Source organism: Georgenia sp. Marseille-Q6866 (assembly GCF_965111665.1).
In genome coordinates, this window is the sequence record NZ_CBCOOR010000032.1 from 1 (window position 1) to 15,614 (window position 15,614).

General features: G+C 73.8%; 14 protein-coding genes and 1 pseudogene. 7 read left to right on the top strand and 8 right to left on the bottom strand.

The window, feature by feature from the left end:
• Nucleotides 1-14 precede the first annotated feature (14 nt).
• The 6 genes and pseudogenes from ACWPXV_RS17035 to ACWPXV_RS17060 form a co-directional block, all read right to left on the bottom strand.
• Nucleotides 15-401: pseudogene (locus tag ACWPXV_RS17035) on the bottom strand (HAD family hydrolase); the annotation flags it as partial.
• A gap of 19 nt (nt 402-420) precedes the next feature.
• Nucleotides 421-693: an HAD hydrolase-like protein gene (locus ACWPXV_RS17040; protein ID WP_454086336.1), complete on the bottom strand. Its 273-nt coding sequence runs from the start codon at nt 691-693 to the stop codon at nt 421-423.
• Nucleotides 690-1,148 (bottom strand): PTS sugar transporter subunit IIA, encoded by a 459-nt coding sequence (locus ACWPXV_RS17045; protein ID WP_454086337.1) that lies wholly within the window; start codon nt 1,146-1,148, stop codon nt 690-692. The genes ACWPXV_RS17040 and ACWPXV_RS17045 overlap by 4 nt, the downstream gene beginning before the upstream one ends.
• Entirely contained in the window at nt 1,145-1,393 is a 249-nt protein-coding gene (locus ACWPXV_RS17050; protein WP_454086338.1) for a glucose PTS transporter subunit EIIB, read from the bottom strand. The genes ACWPXV_RS17045 and ACWPXV_RS17050 overlap by 4 nt, the downstream gene beginning before the upstream one ends.
• An 83-nt stretch (nt 1,394-1,476) precedes the next feature.
• Nucleotides 1,477-1,671, bottom strand: coding sequence for a PTS transporter subunit EIIB (locus ACWPXV_RS17055; RefSeq protein ID WP_251305576.1), 195 nt, complete (start codon nt 1,669-1,671; stop codon nt 1,477-1,479).
• Between the two features lie 56 nt (nt 1,672-1,727).
• Nucleotides 1,728-2,495: a GntR family transcriptional regulator gene (locus ACWPXV_RS17060; RefSeq protein ID WP_454086339.1), complete on the bottom strand. Its 768-nt coding sequence runs from the start codon at nt 2,493-2,495 to the stop codon at nt 1,728-1,730.
• Between the two features lie 211 nt (nt 2,496-2,706).
• On the opposite strand from ACWPXV_RS17060, the gene ACWPXV_RS17065 reads away from it, so the two are divergent.
• Complete coding sequence (locus tag ACWPXV_RS17065) at nt 2,707-4,128, top strand: PTS transporter subunit EIIC (RefSeq protein ID WP_454086340.1); 1,422 nt, start codon at nt 2,707-2,709, stop codon at nt 4,126-4,128.
• Between the two features lie 93 nt (nt 4,129-4,221).
• Here the strand turns inward: ACWPXV_RS17065 and malQ are convergent, their stop codons facing one another.
• Nucleotides 4,222-6,369, bottom strand: a complete 2,148-nt coding sequence (gene malQ / locus ACWPXV_RS17070; protein ID WP_454086341.1) for a 4-alpha-glucanotransferase — start codon at nt 6,367-6,369, stop codon at nt 4,222-4,224.
• Nucleotides 6,370-6,663: 294 nt separating this feature from the next.
• Between malQ and ptsP the strand changes: the two genes are divergently transcribed.
• The 6 genes from ptsP to ACWPXV_RS17100 all read left to right on the top strand — a co-directional run bounded on the left by ptsP (nt 6,664) and on the right by ACWPXV_RS17100 (nt 13,479).
• Entirely contained in the window at nt 6,664-8,361 is a 1,698-nt protein-coding gene (gene ptsP, locus ACWPXV_RS17075) for a phosphoenolpyruvate--protein phosphotransferase (protein WP_454086342.1), read from the top strand.
• Nucleotides 8,358-8,756, top strand: coding sequence for a globin (locus ACWPXV_RS17080; RefSeq protein WP_454086343.1), 399 nt, complete (start codon nt 8,358-8,360; stop codon nt 8,754-8,756). Before ptsP ends, ACWPXV_RS17080 begins: the two co-directional genes overlap by 4 nt.
• Nucleotides 8,753-9,649: an acyl-CoA thioesterase gene (locus ACWPXV_RS17085; protein WP_454086344.1), complete on the top strand. Its 897-nt coding sequence runs from the start codon at nt 8,753-8,755 to the stop codon at nt 9,647-9,649. Before ACWPXV_RS17080 ends, ACWPXV_RS17085 begins: the two co-directional genes overlap by 4 nt.
• A gap of 83 nt (nt 9,650-9,732) precedes the next feature.
• A complete protein-coding gene (locus tag ACWPXV_RS17090; RefSeq protein WP_454086345.1) occupies nt 9,733-12,018 on the top strand; it encodes a family 20 glycosylhydrolase in 2,286 nt (761 codons plus the stop codon).
• Nucleotides 12,019-12,113: 95 nt separating this feature from the next.
• Nucleotides 12,114-13,115, top strand: a complete 1,002-nt coding sequence (locus tag ACWPXV_RS17095) for a DNA topoisomerase IB (RefSeq protein WP_454086346.1) — start codon at nt 12,114-12,116, stop codon at nt 13,113-13,115.
• Between the two features lie 79 nt (nt 13,116-13,194).
• A complete protein-coding gene (locus tag ACWPXV_RS17100; protein WP_454086347.1) occupies nt 13,195-13,479 on the top strand; it encodes a hypothetical protein in 285 nt (94 codons plus the stop codon).
• A 53-nt stretch (nt 13,480-13,532) separates the two neighbouring features.
• On the opposite strand, the gene ACWPXV_RS17105 is transcribed toward ACWPXV_RS17100, so the two are convergent.
• Complete coding sequence (locus tag ACWPXV_RS17105) at nt 13,533-15,563, bottom strand: hypothetical protein (RefSeq protein ID WP_454086348.1); 2,031 nt, start codon at nt 15,561-15,563, stop codon at nt 13,533-13,535.
• Nucleotides 15,564-15,614: the final 51 nt, after the last annotated feature.

Sequence of the window (15,614 nt, forward strand, 5' to 3'; positions counted from 1 at the left end):
GGCGAGGGCGGGGGTTACGGCGCGAGGGTCGTGAGGTCGGGCACGACGGCGTCGGCGCCGGCCTGGGCCAGGGCGTCGGCGCCCAGGCTGGTCGTCACGCCGACGACGAAGCCCACCCCGGCGGCACGCGCGGAGGCGAGGCCGGCCACGGAGTCCTCTGCGGCGAGGCAGTCGGCAGGGTCCACACCCAGCCGCTCGGCACCGAGGAGGAACGGGGCCGGTGCCGGCTTGCCCACGGGGGTGTCCTCGGCGGTGACGAGCCGGACACCGAGGTCGGCGACGCCGAGCAGCTCGAGCGCCTCCTCCGCCCAGGAGCGGAACGCGGACGTCACGAGCGACACCGCCAGGTCCTGCTCGCGCCAGGCGCGGATGGCCTCGGCGGCACCCGGGACGGGGACGGGCGGGTGGGTGAGGGGTCGGTCATCGCGATGACCGCGTCGGTGAGGGCCACCGGGTCCTCCCCGCCCACGGGCCGGCGATCGCCGCGAAGGACTCCCGGCCGCGCCGGCCCATGAACTGGCGGACGACGGCCTCGGAGACCTCCCAGCCGCGGGAGGCGAAGTAGGCGGCGAAGGCAGCCCGCTGCATGGGCTCGGAGTCGACGAGCGTGCCGTCGAGGTCGAGCAGCACGGCGGCTCCGGGCCGGCGAAGGAGCTCGCCGGCCCGGACCCGCAGGTCGTGGGTGGAGGTCACTCCCACGAGAAGAGCTCGTCGCCGGTGGCGACCTGCGCCCCCGGCTCGACGGCGAGCGTCAGTGCCTCCTGCTTGCCCTCGAGAGCGACGACGGGGCTGACGGGCGAGCGCCCGCCGGCCCGGACCTCGGCCGGGTTCCAGCTGACCAGCCGCTGGCCGGCGCTCACCGTGTCCTTCTCCTGCGCGTGGAGGGTGAAGCCCTGCCCCTCGAGCTGGACGGTGTCCAGACCGAGGTGGACGAGCACCCCCCGACCCTGCTCGGTGACGAGGACGAAGGCGTGCGGGTGGAGCTTGGCCACGGTGCCGTCGACGGGCGCGACGACGTGGACCTCACCCTCGCCGTCGGGCTCGATCGCGATGCCGGGGCCGACGATCGATCCCGCGAAGACGGGGTCGGGGACGTCGGCCATCGCGACGACGGTCCCGGCGACGGGTGCGAGGACCCGCAGGCTCACCGAAGGTCCTCGATGTCCTCGACGATGTTGTCCGCCTCGGGGCCGACGACGACCTGCACGGCGGTGCCCTGCTGGACGACGCCGAAGGCGCCGGCCGCACGCAGCGCGGCCTCGTCGACCTTGCTCGAGTCCTCGACCTCGACACGGATACGGGTGATGCACGCCTCGAGGTCGACGATGTTCTCGTCGCCGCCGAGAGCCGCGAGGATGGACTCTGCCTTGCTCATGTTCTGCTCCTCATCCACGGCCGCGGCCGTTGGGTCGGTGACGGACGGCGCCGTCTCGTACCGAAACCTTAACTGGTCCAGACGTCCTCGGCGTGACGGCCCTACTCGTCGTCGGCGCGCCGCCACGTGTCGTCGCTCAGCTCCCCGAGCAGCGCGTCGAGCTCGGGCCCCACGACGACCTGGACGACGTTGCCGCGCTGGACGGAGCCGTGGGCACCGGCGGCCCGCAGCGCGGCGGCATCGACCTGGGCGGGGTCCTCGACCTCCACCCGCAGCCGGGTGATGCAGGGCTCCATCTCGCGGATGTTCGCAATGCCGCCGAGTCCGGCGAGGATCGCGTGGATGTCCTTCTTCACGCCAGTCCTTCCTCACGTGGGGTGTGCCCGCTCGCCGTCGACTGGAGGCGACGGCGGGAGGGCACGAGTGTGGGTCCGGGAGCGCTGACCGGCACCCACAGGGAGTAGCGGTCGGCGCGGTAGATCGAGACGGCGTAGTCCACGGCGAGGTCCCCGCTGAAGGTCCGACGGCGGATCTGCAGTCCCGCCGTCGCCTCCGTCAGGCCCAGGTGCCCGGCCACCTCCGCCTCGAGGAGGACCGCCTCGATGACGTCCTCCCCCCAGGTGGGCGCGAGGCCACGGGCGGTCAGCGCCTCGTAGACGCTGGGCGCGGGGTCCGCGTCGAGGAGCTCGGGGGCGAGCATGGCGGGCACCCAGTTCTCCTCCACGGCCATCGGCAGCCCGTCCGCCAGGCGCAGGCGGCGCAGGTAGTGGACGTCCGCGCCGGGCGGGAGGTCGAGGGCGTCGGCGACGTGCGGGGGTGCGGCGACGCTCTGCGCCGCCAGGACCCGCAGGGACGGCTCCATGCCGCGTCGGCGCATCTCCTCGGGGAAGGAGACGAGCCGCAGCTGGAGGTCGACCTTGGGCTGGGCGACGAAGGTGCCGCGGCCCTGCACCCGCTCGAGGAGGCCCTCGACGACGAGCGCGTCGACCGCCTGGCGCACCGTCATGCGGGACACGCCGAAGTGCTCGCAGAGCTCACGCTCGGAGGGGATCGCCTGCCCGACGCCGAGGCCGTCGTCGATGAGAGCCCGCAGATGGTCGCGCACGGTGAGGTACTTCAAGGCTCCAACCCTCCCGTCACCGAACCGTGACCGACCTGCCCGGGGCCACGCCCGCGTGATGCTTGACACGCACGATCATATGGCGGTCTAGTATGCGCAACTGGTCCAGACATCCTGCACGGGATGTTCACACCAGCATGCCCGGCCGGTACCTCCGGGCCGGGACCACACCGCGACGGTCCTCCACCGTCGCCTCGACGAGGAGCCTGACGTGACAGCAGCCACCGCCGGTGCGGCCCCGGCCAAGAAGGAAAAGAGGCCGATCCCCGGCTTCGCCCAGCTTCAGCGTGTGGGCCGCTCCCTCATGCTCCCCATCGCCTCCCTCCCGGCCGCCGCGCTCCTGCTGCGCCTCGGTCAGCCGGACATGCTCGGCGCCGACGGCGTGGCCGGCTGGGCCGGCATGGGCTGGATGGAGCCCGTCGCCGCCGTCATCGGTGCGGCCGGTGACGCGCTCTTCGCCAACCTGCCCCTCCTGTTCGCCGTCGGTGTCGCCGTCGGCTTCGCCAAGAAGTCCGACGGCTCCACGGCCCTCGCCGCCGTCATCGGCTACCTCGTGCTCACCCGGGTCCTCGGCGCCATCGCCCCGATGACCGCGCCGTGGGGCGGCACCTTCGGTGTCGAGGCGGACAGCGGGACCATCGCCGCGGACAGCGGCGAGCCGATCCTCACGCACACGATCAACTACGGCGTCCTCGGCGGCATCGTCATCGGCATCATCGCCGCGGTGCTCTACCAGAAGTACTACCGGATCAAGCTGCCGACGTACCTCGCGTTCTTCGGCGGCCGCCGCTTCGTCCCGATCATCACGGCGGTCTCGGCCATCCTCCTCGGCGTGGTCCTCGCCTTCATCTACCCGGTCTTCGACACCGTCATCACCGGCTTCGGCAACTGGGTGACCGACCCCGGCAACTCGGTGCTCGGCGGCTTCGTCTTCGGTACGGTCAACCGCCTGCTCATCCCCTTCGGGCTGCACCACCTGCTCAACAACCTGCCGTGGTTCCAGTTCGGCTCCTTCGAGACGGCCAGCGGCGAGATCGTCAACGGCGACATCGCCCGCTTCCTCAACGGCGACCCGACGGCCGGCGTCTTCATGACCGGCTTCTTCCCCATCATGATGTTCGCGCTGCCCGCCGCCGCCCTGGCGATCTGGCACACCGCCAAGCCCGCTCGCCGCAAGATCACCGGCGGCATCATGATCTCGGTCGCCTTCACCGCGTTCCTCACCGGCATCACGGAGCCCCTCGAGTTCGCCTTCGCCTACGTCGCCTTCCCGCTGTACGTGGTGCACGCGCTGCTCACCGGCAGCTCGCTGGCCCTGATGAACGCGCTCGAGTACCGCAGCGGCTTCGGCTTCTCCGCGGGTGCGATCGACTTCCTGCTCAACTTCCGCATCGCCGAGCAGCCGCTGATGATCATCGTCTTCGGCCTGATCTACGCGGTCATCTACTACTTCCTCTTCCGCTTCGCCATCACGAAGTTCAACCTCAAGACCCCCGGTCGCGAGGACGACACCGTGGACGGCGTGCCGGCCCCGTCCGTCTTCGACGAGGCGCAGGAGGCGGCCGCCGTCTCCACCGGCAAGCGCTCCGCCGAGGAGGAGGCTGCGCGAGACGCCAGGGGCCGCAAGCGATAGCTCCCCCTCCCCCCATCAAGCGCCGAGAGCCGGATTCCTCCACGGAGGAATCCGGCTCTCGGCGTACGGGGGGGTACCCGCGGGGGCGCGCGGCTAACCGCGGAGGGACTCCTCGACCACCGCGACCAGGGAGCGGAGGCGGGCGATGGTCGGGAGGTCCTCGACGAGGACGACCTTCTCCGAGCCGTCGGCGAGCGGCAGCTTCCAGTTCGGGTACTCGGTGTCCGTCCCCGGCTGGTTCTGCGCGCGCCGCTCCCCCACGGCGTCGACGAGCGCGACGCCCACGAGGCGCGACGGCGTGCGCGCGACGTAGGCGTGCAGCGCCTCGACGAGCTGGCGCTCGGTGGGGCTGTCGGGCAGCAGCCCGTACTCCCGCAGCCGGGCGACCATCTTCTCCCGCTCGCGCCTGGCCTCGGCGCGCACGACCGGCACGGGGTCGGCGAGCAGCCCGAGGCGCTCGCGCAGGTCGACGTGCTCCTCGGCGAGGTAGCCCGCCGTCGGCGGCAGGTCGTGGGTGTTGACCGTGGCGAGCACGAGCTCGCGGTAGTCCTCGGGACGCAGCGGCCCGCCGTCGCCGTCCTTCTCGAACCACAGCACGGAGGTGCCGAGGACGCCGCGGGAGGCGAGGTAGTCGCGCACCCAGGGCTCGACGGTGCCGAGGTCCTCACCGATGACGACGGCGCCCACGCGCTGTGCCTCGAGAAGCAGCACGCCGACCATCGCCTCGTGGTCGTAGCGCACGTAGCAGCCCTCGTCGGCGCCGTGGCCGTCGGGGATCCACCACAGGCGGAAGAGGCCGAGGATGTGGTCCATGCGCAGGGCGCCGGCGTGCCGGAGCACGGTGCGGAGCATGTCGCGGAAGGGCGCGTAGCCGGACCGGGCGAGCGCGTCGGGACGCATGGGCGGCTGGGACCAGTTCTGCCCCTGCTGGTTGTACATGTCCGGCGGGGCGCCCACGCCGATCCCGCGGGCCAGGACGTCGCCCATGCTCCACGCGTCCGCGCCGCTGGGGTGCACGCCGACGGCGAGGTCGTGCATGATCCCCATCGCCATGCCGGCCTCGCGGGCCGCGCGCTGGGCGGTGTCGAGCTGGGTGTCGGCGATCCACTGGAGCCACACGTAGTAGTCGACGCGGTCGGCGAGCTCGACGCGGGCGCGGTAGACGGCCGGCGAGGAGACGTCGTCGAGCTCGGCGGGCCAGCGCTGCCCCTCGTACTTCTCGGCGAGGGCGCACCACAGCGCGAAGTCCTCCAGCCCCTGCCCCTCCTCGGCGCGGAAGGCGTCGAGCTGACGCTGGCGCGCCGGGGAGCGGCCGGCCTTGTGGATGACCTCCAGGGCCTGGCGCTTGGCCGCCCAGGCGGCGTCACGGTCGATGGGGCTCGGGTCGCTCGCCGCGCCGCGGACCTCCTCGGCGGCCCACTCGACGAGGGCGCGCTGCGGCCCCGGCAGGTAGGCGCACTCGCGGATGTCCTCGGGACGGATGTAGAGCGGGTTGTGGAACCGCCGGGTGACGGGCAGGTACGGCGACGGCGTCATCGGCCCGACCGGCTCGGCGGCGTGGAGCGGGTTGATGAGGAGGAAGTCGGCCCCCTGCTGCCCGAAGAAGCTGCCGAGCTCGGCGAGGTCGGCGAGGTCGCCCACGCCCCAGGACGTGCGCGAGCGCACCGAGTACAGCTGGGCCATGAGGCCCCAGGCGCGGTCGGGAACCTCGGCCGGGACGCTGAGCACGTCGGGGGTGACGGCGAGGGTGCACCGCGCCGGCTCCTGCCCCTCGATGACGGCGACGAGCTCGTGCCAGCCCAGCGGCAGGTCGGCCGGGACCCCGAAGGTCGCCCGGCCGGTCCGCACGCCGTCGACGTCACGGGGGTCCACCCACACGGGCAGCTGCTCGAGCACCCGCTCGCCGCCGTCCTCGAGGGCGACGCGGACCGACACCGTGCTCCCGTGGGGCAGGTGGACCGGCACCTGCTCCTCGCGGCCCTGCCGCACGACGAGACTGGGCGGCAGCACCGAGCGCCACGGCGCGAGCTCGACGTCGACGAGCGCCTCGGCGACGTCCTCCTTGCTCTCGACGACGACGCCCAGCGCCGCCAGAACGGCGCGGATCGTGCTGGCGGGGACGGTCCGGTGGTTGCCGGTGTAGTCCCAGAAGTCCGTCGCCACCCCGTACGCCGCTGCCAGTCGCTGGAGGGCCTCGCTCGGAAGCCCGGCGTCCTGCTCGGACGGCGATGTGGTGTTCACGTGCAGATGCTCCTCGGCTCGTGCGTCATGGCTGCCTCGGCACCCAGGTCTCCGCGTGATCTTGCCAGACCTCGCGGGCCCCGGCGCGTGCGGGCGGTGCGGGTCCGGGCACACCGGACGATAGGCTCGACGGGCAGCGGCCCGGCGCGGGTGACCGCAGGACTGCGCCGCGAGGGCCGGTGCGCCCGGCCGACCGGCCCACCTGCGGGCGGTCACCCCTCCGGACCGGCACGAGCAGCGCTGGTCAGGGCGCACAATAGGCACAGCATGGGACCACGTGACGGGAGCACCCACTTGAGCACTGAGCACGCACGCCGCACCAACGTCCGTGGCATCGGCGTGAGTCCCGGTCGGGCCGCCGGCCCGGTGGCTCAGCTCGCCGGTGCCGTCCCCGCCCCGTCCCCCCACGAGCGGCTCGCCGCGGGTGACGACGTCGAGGCCGCTGCCGCCTCCGTCGCCGAGCACGCGGCCGCGGTCGCCGAGGGCCTGAGCACCGCCGCCGAGAGCGCCGAGGGCGAGGCCGCGGAGATCCTCGCGACCACCGCCCAGATGGCGGCCGACCCCACGCTCGTCCAGTCCGCCCAGGCGAAGGTCCGCGAGGAGGGCAAGGCTCCGGCGCTGGCCGTCTGGGAGGCCGCCGACGCCGTCGCCGAGCAGCTCAGCGCGCTCGGCGGGTACATGGCCGAGCGGGCACGCGACGTCCGCGACGTCCGCGACCGCGTCGTCGCCAGCCTCCTCGGCATCCCCATGCCGGGCATCCCGCAGCGCGAGGAGCCGTTCGTCCTCGTCGCGCTCGACCTCGCTCCCGCCGACACCGCGCTGCTCGACCCGAGCAAGGTCCGCGCCATCGTCACCGCCGAGGGCGGCCCCACCTCGCACACCGCGATCCTCGCCCGCTCCCTCGGCATCCCCGCCGTCGTCGGGGCGCCGCACGCCCTGGAGGTCCTCGAGGAGGGCCGCACCGTCCTCGTCGACGGCGCCGCCGGCACCGCCGTCCTGGACCCGAGCGCGGAGGACGTCGCCGCGGCCGAGGCGCTCGCCACGCACGTGCGCATCTTCGACGGCGAGGGCCGCACCAGCGACGGTCACCGGGTCCACCTCCTCGCCAACGTCGGGGAGCCGGCGGGCGCCGCCAAGGCCGCCCAGGCCGGTGCCGAGGGCGTGGGGCTGTTCCGCACCGAGTTCTGCTTCCTCGACCGCAACGAGGAGCCCACCGTCGCCGAGCAGGTCAAGGCCTACCGCACCGTGCTCGCCGCGTTCCCCGGCAAGAAGGTCGTCGTGCGCACGCTCGACGCCGGCGCGGACAAGCCGATGCCGTTCCTCACCGACACCGCCGAGCCGAACCCCGCCCTGGGCGTGCGCGGCCTGCGGACCTCCTGGCGCAATCCGCGGATTCTGGACAACCAGCTCACCGCGATCGCCGAGGCTGCGGCCGCCGAGAGCGCCGACGTGTGGGTGATGGCGCCGATGGTGGCCACCGTGGACGAGACCGAGGAGTTCGTCGCGGCCTGCAACAAGCACGGCCTCACCACCGCGGGCGTCATGGTCGAGGTGCCCAGCGCGGCGCTCATGTCCGGGCCCATCCTCGCCCGCGCCGCCTTCGCCTCGATCGGCACCAACGACCTCACTCAGTACACGATGGCCGCGGACCGTCTCCTCGGCTCCCTCGCCTCCCTCTCCGACGCCTTCCACCCGGCGGTGCTCCGGATGGTCGAGGAGACCTGCCGCGGCGGTGCGCAGCAGAGCCGGCCGGTGGGCGTGTGCGGCGAGGCGGCCGCGGACCCGGCCACCGCCGTCGTCCTCGTCGGCCTGGGCGTGTCCTCGCTGTCGATGTCCCCGCGCTCCCTGCCGGACGTCGCCGCGGTGCTCGCGGCCACGACCCTGCAGCGCTGCCAGGAGCTCGCCCAGCTCGCGCTCGGCGCCGAGTCCGCCGAGCAGGCGCGCGCCCTCGTGCGCGGCCAGCTGCCCGTCCTCGACGAGCTCGGCCTGTGAGCGCGAGCCCGGACCAGGTCACCGCGTACCAGGCACTCGGCGGGCGGGCGACCTTCGAGCGGCTCGTCCGCCGGTTCTACGAGGGCGTGCGCACCGACGACGTCCTCGCGCCGATGTACCCGGAGGGCGACTTCGAGGGCGCCGTCGAGCGCCTGACGATGTTCCTCGAGCAGTACTGGGGCGGCCCGACGACGTACTCCGAGACCCGCGGGCACCCGCGGCTGCGGATGCGGCACGCCGCGTACGCCGTCAGCCCGCTGGCCCGTGACCGCTGGCTGCAGCACATGCGCGACGGCGTCGACGAGCTCGGCCTGCCCGAGGACCTCGAGACGATGCTGTGGACCTACCTCGAGCGGGCCGCGTTCTCGCTCGTCAACACGATGGAGGAGCCGTGACCGTGGCCGACGCCGGTGAGCAGAGCGAGGCGCTGACCTCGGTCCTGGAGCTCCTGCGCCTGGAGCGGACCGGGCACGACACGTGCACGGGGACGTCGCTGGAGCACCTGAGCGGACGCGTGTACGGCGGGCAGGTGCTCGCCCAGTCCCTCGTCGCGGCCGCCGGGACCGTCTCCGACGCCGGTCTGCCCGCCGAGCGGCTGCCCCACTCCGTGCACGGCTACTTCCTGCGCCCCGGCAAGCTCGACCGGCCGATCACCTTCGAGGTGGAGCGGATGCGCGACGGCGGCTCCTTCAGCGCCCGCCGCACGCACGCGATCCAGGACGGCAAGCCGATCCTCTCGATGATCACCTCCTTCCAGGAGCGCCAGCCGGGGCTCGACCATGCCGAGGAGCCGCCCGAGGTGCCGGGCCCCGAGGGGCTGGAGAGCTCGGCGGACCTCTTCTCCCGCTACGACCACCCCGCGGCGAACTTCTACGCCCGCACCGGCGCCTTCGACATCCGGCACGTCGAGGGCTCGATCTACGTGCCGCGCGGCCGCTCCCCGCTGAGCCGCCAGGCGCTGTGGATGCGCTCCCGCGGCCGCGTGGAGGCGGACCAGCTCACCCACCGCGCGCTGCTCGCCTACGCCTGCGACCAGGTGATGCTCGAGCCGGTGCTGCGCCGCCACGAGCTCGTGTGGACCTCCCCCGGCCTGTCGGTCGCGAGCCTCGACCACGCGATGTGGTGGCACCGCGACGTGCGTGTGGACGAGTGGCTGCTCTACGTCCAGGACGCCCCCAGCGCCCAGGGCGGACGAGGGCTGGGCCTCGCGAAGGTCTACGACCGGGCCGGCGAGCTCGTCGCCACGCTTGCGCAGGAGGGCATGGTCCGGGTCCCCGAGAGGTCTTGACGCCGGTCGTAGCATGACGGCGTCACTCGCGGTGGGGCGGGCCTGGCACGCCTCCCGCGGTCGCCACCCTGGGGGAGCTCGCCATGACCGTACCCGCCTCCGTGCCCGTAGGACCCAGCCGCCGCCGTGGACGACGCCGCAGCGCGCTCGCGCTGTCCGCGGCACTGCTGCTGCCGCTCACCATGCTCGGCCTCCCGGCCGCCGCCCAGAACGGGCCGGCCACCGCCACCGTCGGTGGCACGCTGGGGGCCATGGCACCGACAGACCCGCCGACCGAGTCGCCCATGATCGTGCCGCGTCCCGTCTCGCTCGAGCACGACGCCGACGCCGAGCCCTTCCTCCTCACCTCGGACGCGCGGATCGTCGCGGCCGGTGAGGCGGCGGGAGCCGGTGAGTTCCTCGCGAGCGTGCTGCGCCCGTCCACCGGGTACGACCTCCCGGTCGTCACCGAGGGCGACGACGGCGCCGACATCACGCTGCGGGTGGGCCCGGAGCACGCCGTCGAGGGTTATGAGGACTCCGCCGAGGCGTACACCCTGGTCGCGGGCGCCGACGGTGTCGTGGTCTCCGCGACGAGCGCCCAGGGGGTGTTCAACGGCGTCCAGACCCTGCGCCAGCTCCTCCCGACCTTCGTCGAGTACGACGAGGTGACGGCGGGGCCGTGGACGGTGCCGGCGATGACCGTCGTCGACTCCCCGCGCTTCGAGTACCGCGGCATCATGCTCGACGTCGCGCGCAGCTTCCAGACCGTCGACGAGGTCAAGCAGTTCATCGACTCCCTCGTCCAGCTCAAGATGAACCACCTCCACCTCCACCTCGCCGACGACCAGGGCTGGCGCATCGAGATCACCAACGAGGGCCGCGCCGAGGGCGACGACATCGACTACACGCGCCTCACCTCGGTCTCGGGCCAGACGGCGATGACCGAGCAGGGCTACGAGGACGAGCCGGGGCGGACCGGCTTCTACACCCAGGAGGACTACGCCGAGATCGTCGACTACGCGGCCCAGCGGCACGTCGTCGTCGTCCCGGAGATCGACACGCCGGGGCACACCCAGGCGGCGCTCCACGCCATCCCCCAGCTCAACACCGAGGGCGCCGCGCCGGAGCCGGACCCGGAGACCGGTGTCCCGCCCGCGCACGGCACCGGGGAGGTCGGCCACTCGACGCTCGACACCCGGGGCGAGGTGACGTACACCTTCCTCGAGCACGTGTGGTCGCAGATCGCCGAGCTCACCCCCGGCCCCTACCTCCACATCGGCGGCGACGAGTCCCACGTCACCGATGAGGAGGACTACATCTACTTCATGGAGCGGATGATCGACGTCGTCGAGGACCTCGGCAAGGAGCCCTTCGGCTGGAACGAGCTCGCCCTCGCCGACGTCCACGAGGGCAACGTCCTGCAGATGTGGAGCGCGGGCACCGCCGGGGCGGCGATCGCGCCCGAGCGGGTCAACGAGAACGGCGCCCGCATGGTCGTCTCCGACGCCCCGCGCGCCTACCTCGACCAGCGGTACGACGGCGACGACCCCGAGGACCCGGACGACTCCGTGTCCCCCATCGGCCTGTCGTGGGCGTGCCCGGACGACTGCACCGTCGAGCGGTACTACGACTGGGACCCGCAGGAGCTGTTCCCCGACGTCATGACCGAGGGCTTCCTCGGGGTCGAGGGGCCCCTGTGGTCCGAGACGGTCCGCGGCATCGCCCAGGCCCAGTGGCTCGTGCTGCCGCGGGCGGCGACGGTCCTCGAGATCGGCTGGACCCCGCAGGAGGACCGCGCGCTGGAGGACTTCTTCGACCGCCTCGCCACGCTCGGCGGGCGGCTGACCCTCCAGGACCACAACCTCTACGCCACCCCGGAGGTCGCGTGGACCGTCGACGCGGCCGGCGTCGACCAGCGCCTCGAGGCGCCCGGGACCGCCGGCATGACGGTCGGGGTGGTCACCGCACCGGGCACCACCGCGGAGGACATCGCGGCGACCGTCGACCTCGGAGACGGCAGCGAGCCGGTGCCCGCGACGGTCCTCGCCACCCGCGAGGGCGACGAGCTCACCGTCAACGGGGAGTACCTCCTCGAGGTCGAGCACACCTTCACCGAGCCCGGCACCTACAGCGGGGTCCTCAGCGTCACCGCGCCGAACGGCACGGCGACGGCCCCGTTCACCGTCATCGTGCTGGGCGACGACGGCGAGCCCACGCCGACGCCCACGCCCACGCCGACGCCGACGGTGACGACGCCCGCCACGCCGCCTGCCAGGCCCGGTGGCGGCCAGCTGCCCGCCACCGGCGCCCCCGTCGCGCTCGTGCTGCTCGGCGTCGCCGCCCTCGTCGGGACCGGCGCCGGGCTGCTGCGGCGCCGGCGCGGCTGAGTCAGCGCCCGGGCGGGGCACGCCCCGCCCGGGCGCCCTCTCCGCGCGCGAATTCCGCGCACACCTCACAGACTTGGGCCCGTGAGGGATACCAGGTGAGGCTGCGCAAGGTCAGCGTCGACTCCCCCGGTCTGACCCGCCGCCGTGCCGGCAAGGGGTACATGTACCTCGACGCGGACGGGCAGCGGGTCACCGACCCCGACATCGTCGAACGGTGCCGTTCGCTCGTCATCCCGCCCGCGTGGCGGGACGTGTGGATCTGCCCCGATCCGGCCGGGCACATCCAGGCCGTGGGGATCGACGACGCCGGACGGCGCCAGTACCTCTACCACGACGTGTGGCGCGCCCGACGGGAGCGGGCGAAGTACCGGCACGTGCTCGACGTCGCCACCCGCCTGCCCGAGGCGCGCGGGCAGGTGGCCGAGCACCTGGCGCTCCCTCGGCTCACCCGGGAGCAGTCGCTCGCCATCGCCTTCCGGCTCCTCGACCGCGGCGCCTTCCGGATCGGTGGGGAGACCTACGCCGCGCGGCACGAGACCTACGGCCTGGCGACGCTGCGCAAGGACCACCTGCGGATCCGCGCCGACGGCACGCTGAGCTTCCAGTACACGGCCAAGTCCGGGCTGCCCCGCTCCCTGGAGCTGCTCGACCCCGAGCTCACCGGCCCGCTCACCACGCTGCGCCGGCGCCGCGGCGGTGGCGTCGAGCTGCTCGCCTACCGCAACGGCAGCCGCTGGGTGGACCTGTCGACGGCGGACATCAACGCCTACCTCAAGGACCTCCTCGGGCCCGACGCGAGCGCCAAGGACTTCCGCACGTGGCGCGGGACCGTCATGGCCGCCGTCCACCTCGCCCGTGCCGAGGACGTCTCCACCTCGCGCAAGCGGCAGGCGGCGGTGCGGGAGGCGGTCAAGCGGGTGGCCGAGGACCTCGGCAACACCCCGGCGGTCAGCCGGGCCTCCTACATCGACCCGCAGGTCATCGACAGCTTCGAGCGCGGCAACACGATCCCGCCCGACGCCGCGGCGCCCGGTGAGATCGAGGTCCGCACGGGCCTCGCCCCGGCGGAGCAGGCGGTCATCGACCTCCTGTCCTGATCCCCCGCGATCCCGGGCCGTCCGCGGCCGTGCCTGTGCCACGATGGCGGGGCACTCGGGTCGAGGGGAGACGACGACGATGGCACTGCTCCTGGCGTCCGCGTTCACCGCCGTCATGGTGGGGATCCTCGCGGTCACGCGCCTGTTCAGCACGAGGGTGGCCGCCGCGCTCACCGTCCTGTACGGCGCCCTCGCGGTGACGGCCCTGCTCCTCCTCGACGTCGACGAGGTCCCCGGCGGCAACATCGCGGGCACCCTGCTCGTCCTCACGGCCTACTCCCTCGCCCACGTGGTCCTGCGGCTACGTCGCGAGCGCCGGCGGTACGCGGCGAGGGCGCGGCAGCGGCAGGAGATCGCCGGCTGAGGCAGCGCCGCCGGAACGGTCGGTGGCTCAGCACCGCCGGAACGGTCGGTGGCTCAGCGACGCCGACGGCGGCTGAAACCGACGACGACGGCGGCCGTCGCGAGGGCGAGCACGAGCAGCCAGGGGACGGCGGCCGAGTCGGGCGTGGCGAGCGCGGCGGGGGCGGCGGAGCGCGGGTCGGCAGCGGCGTCGTCGTCGGTGGTGACGGTGCTCGTGCCGGCCGGCGGGGTGGGAACGGAACCGTCGAGCGCGGTGAGCGTGAGCACGGTGAGCGACGCGGTCCAGCCGAGGGTGGCGACGGCCGCCGGGTTGCCGTCCGGGCCGACCTTCTCCGGGTAGGCGCCGACCTCGGTGCGGTGGGCGTCCATCCACTCGACGAGGCGCTCGGCCTTGGCGTCCTGATCGTCGGCGGCCCACGCGAGGGCGAAGAACATCGTCTCGGGGGTCCACGTCATGTCGTCGCCCCAGCGTTCACCGGGCTGCACCCCGCCGGTGTCCTGGACCAGGGCCTCCCACGTCGTGTCGAGCTCGGCGCGGACCACCGGGGTGGCGGGGTTGAAGGGCGGGGCGAGCCAGGCGACGGCCGAGTCCTTGCCGCTGCCGTCGACGACGGTGCGCTGGTAGCCGATGCCGCCGAAGGAGTGGTCGATGCCCCACTGGAGGCGGTCGGCGGCGGCGAACCAGCGGTCGGCGTCGTCCTCCTCGCCGGCGAGCTCGGCGATCGCGGCGGCAGAGCGCAGGCCGGTGAGGAGCGGGGCCGCCGTCCCGAGGTTCGGGGCGGGGTAGCCGCTCTCCCAGTAGTCCGGCCGGGCCGGGGGGATGCCGTTCTCGTCCAGGCTGGCGGCGGCGTGGTCGGCGGCGGCTTCCACGGTCGGGTAGAGCTCGGCGATGGCCGCGTCCCGGTCGGCGGCGGACGCGACCTGGAGGTACTGCCACGTGGCCCAGGGGACCCAGCCGTTGGCGTCGAGCTGCCAGGCGCGGGCGTCCGGCGGCCCGGAGCCGTCGAGGAGGGTGCGTGCCTCCCACGTGCCGTCCGGGCGCTGGGTGCTCGCGTTGTAGCGCAGGATCCGCAGCGCCTCCTCGGGGAAGCCGGCGCGGGCGAAGGCGACGGCGGCGAAGGCCGAGTCGCGGGGCCAGGAGTAGCGCCAGATCGTGTGCCACGCCGCGGCGACCGCACCGTTGTCCTGGAGGAGGAGCCGCATGTCCAGCAGCGCCCGCTCGGCCATGGCCCGCTCGGCGTCCGTGCGGCCGGGCACGCTGCCGGAGGCGAGCCAGGCGCGGCTCTCCTCCACCTGCGCCAGCGCGTCGGGGTGCCCGGCGGGCACGACCTCGGGCGCCTGCGCCCCCTCGGGGACGTAGAGCCAGCTCCCGTCGGCCAGCTCGAGGACGCTGGAGCCGGGCACGAAGCGTGCACCCGCCGCCTCGAAGGCCGACAGCGCGTAGGGCTGCCCCGGGGTGCCGACGATGCCGGCGGGCTGCACGCCGAGCTGCTCGCCGCCCAGGTGGCGCCAGCAGGAGTTGTCCGCCGCGCAGCCGGGATGGGCGTCGTCGACGTAGAACGCGAGGTCCCAGCCGGCGTAGCGCTGGGCGGGGCCCGCGCCCTGCTCGACCCAGCCGCCCCAGTGGTCACGGTCGTAGTTCCAGCTCGGAGGCGTGCTCGGGGTGGCGGAGCGCGAGCCCCACCACTCGACGGCGCCGTCGGTGCCCGTCGCCTGGAGGATGAGTGCGTACTGCTCCCCCGGCGTCACCCGGACCCCGCCGAGGTCGAGCTCGAGCCAGCCGCGGCCGGTGCCGCCGAGGTCCACCTGCGCGGCGGCGACCTCGGTGGCGGGGTCGGTGGCGTCGGTGCGCACCGAGGCGGTGACCTGCCCGCTCGTGGAGCGGCTGACGAGCCACGCCGCCACGGTGTCCAGCTCGTCGTCCCGGGGGACGAAGGACTGCGCGCCGGCGTGGCCGGGCCCGTGGATGGCGACGTTCGCGTACGTGTGGTCGGGCTGGGCCTCGTAGGCGTTCGCGGGCGGCACGGCGGCTCCCGTGAGGGCGAGGGCTGCGCTCGCCACCGCTGCGAGGAGCCTGCCTCTCATCGTCGTCCCTGCTCGTCGTCGTCCGTGGCCACGTCCCGCCCCACTTTACGG

Excerpts from the sequence above, each read along its gene's own strand:
- ACWPXV_RS17055 (WP_251305576.1), bottom strand. The coding sequence starts at position 1,671 with ATGGAGCCCTGCATCACCCGGCTGCGGGTGGAGGTCGAGGACCCCGCC.
- ACWPXV_RS17090 (WP_454086345.1), top strand. The coding sequence starts at position 9,733 with ATGACCGTACCCGCCTCCGTGCCCGTAGGACCCAGCCGCCGCCGTGGA.
- ACWPXV_RS17100 (WP_454086347.1), top strand. The coding sequence starts at position 13,195 with ATGGCACTGCTCCTGGCGTCCGCGTTCACCGCCGTCATGGTGGGGATC.
- ACWPXV_RS17105 (WP_454086348.1), bottom strand. The coding sequence starts at position 15,563 with ATGAGAGGCAGGCTCCTCGCAGCGGTGGCGAGCGCAGCCCTCGCCCTC.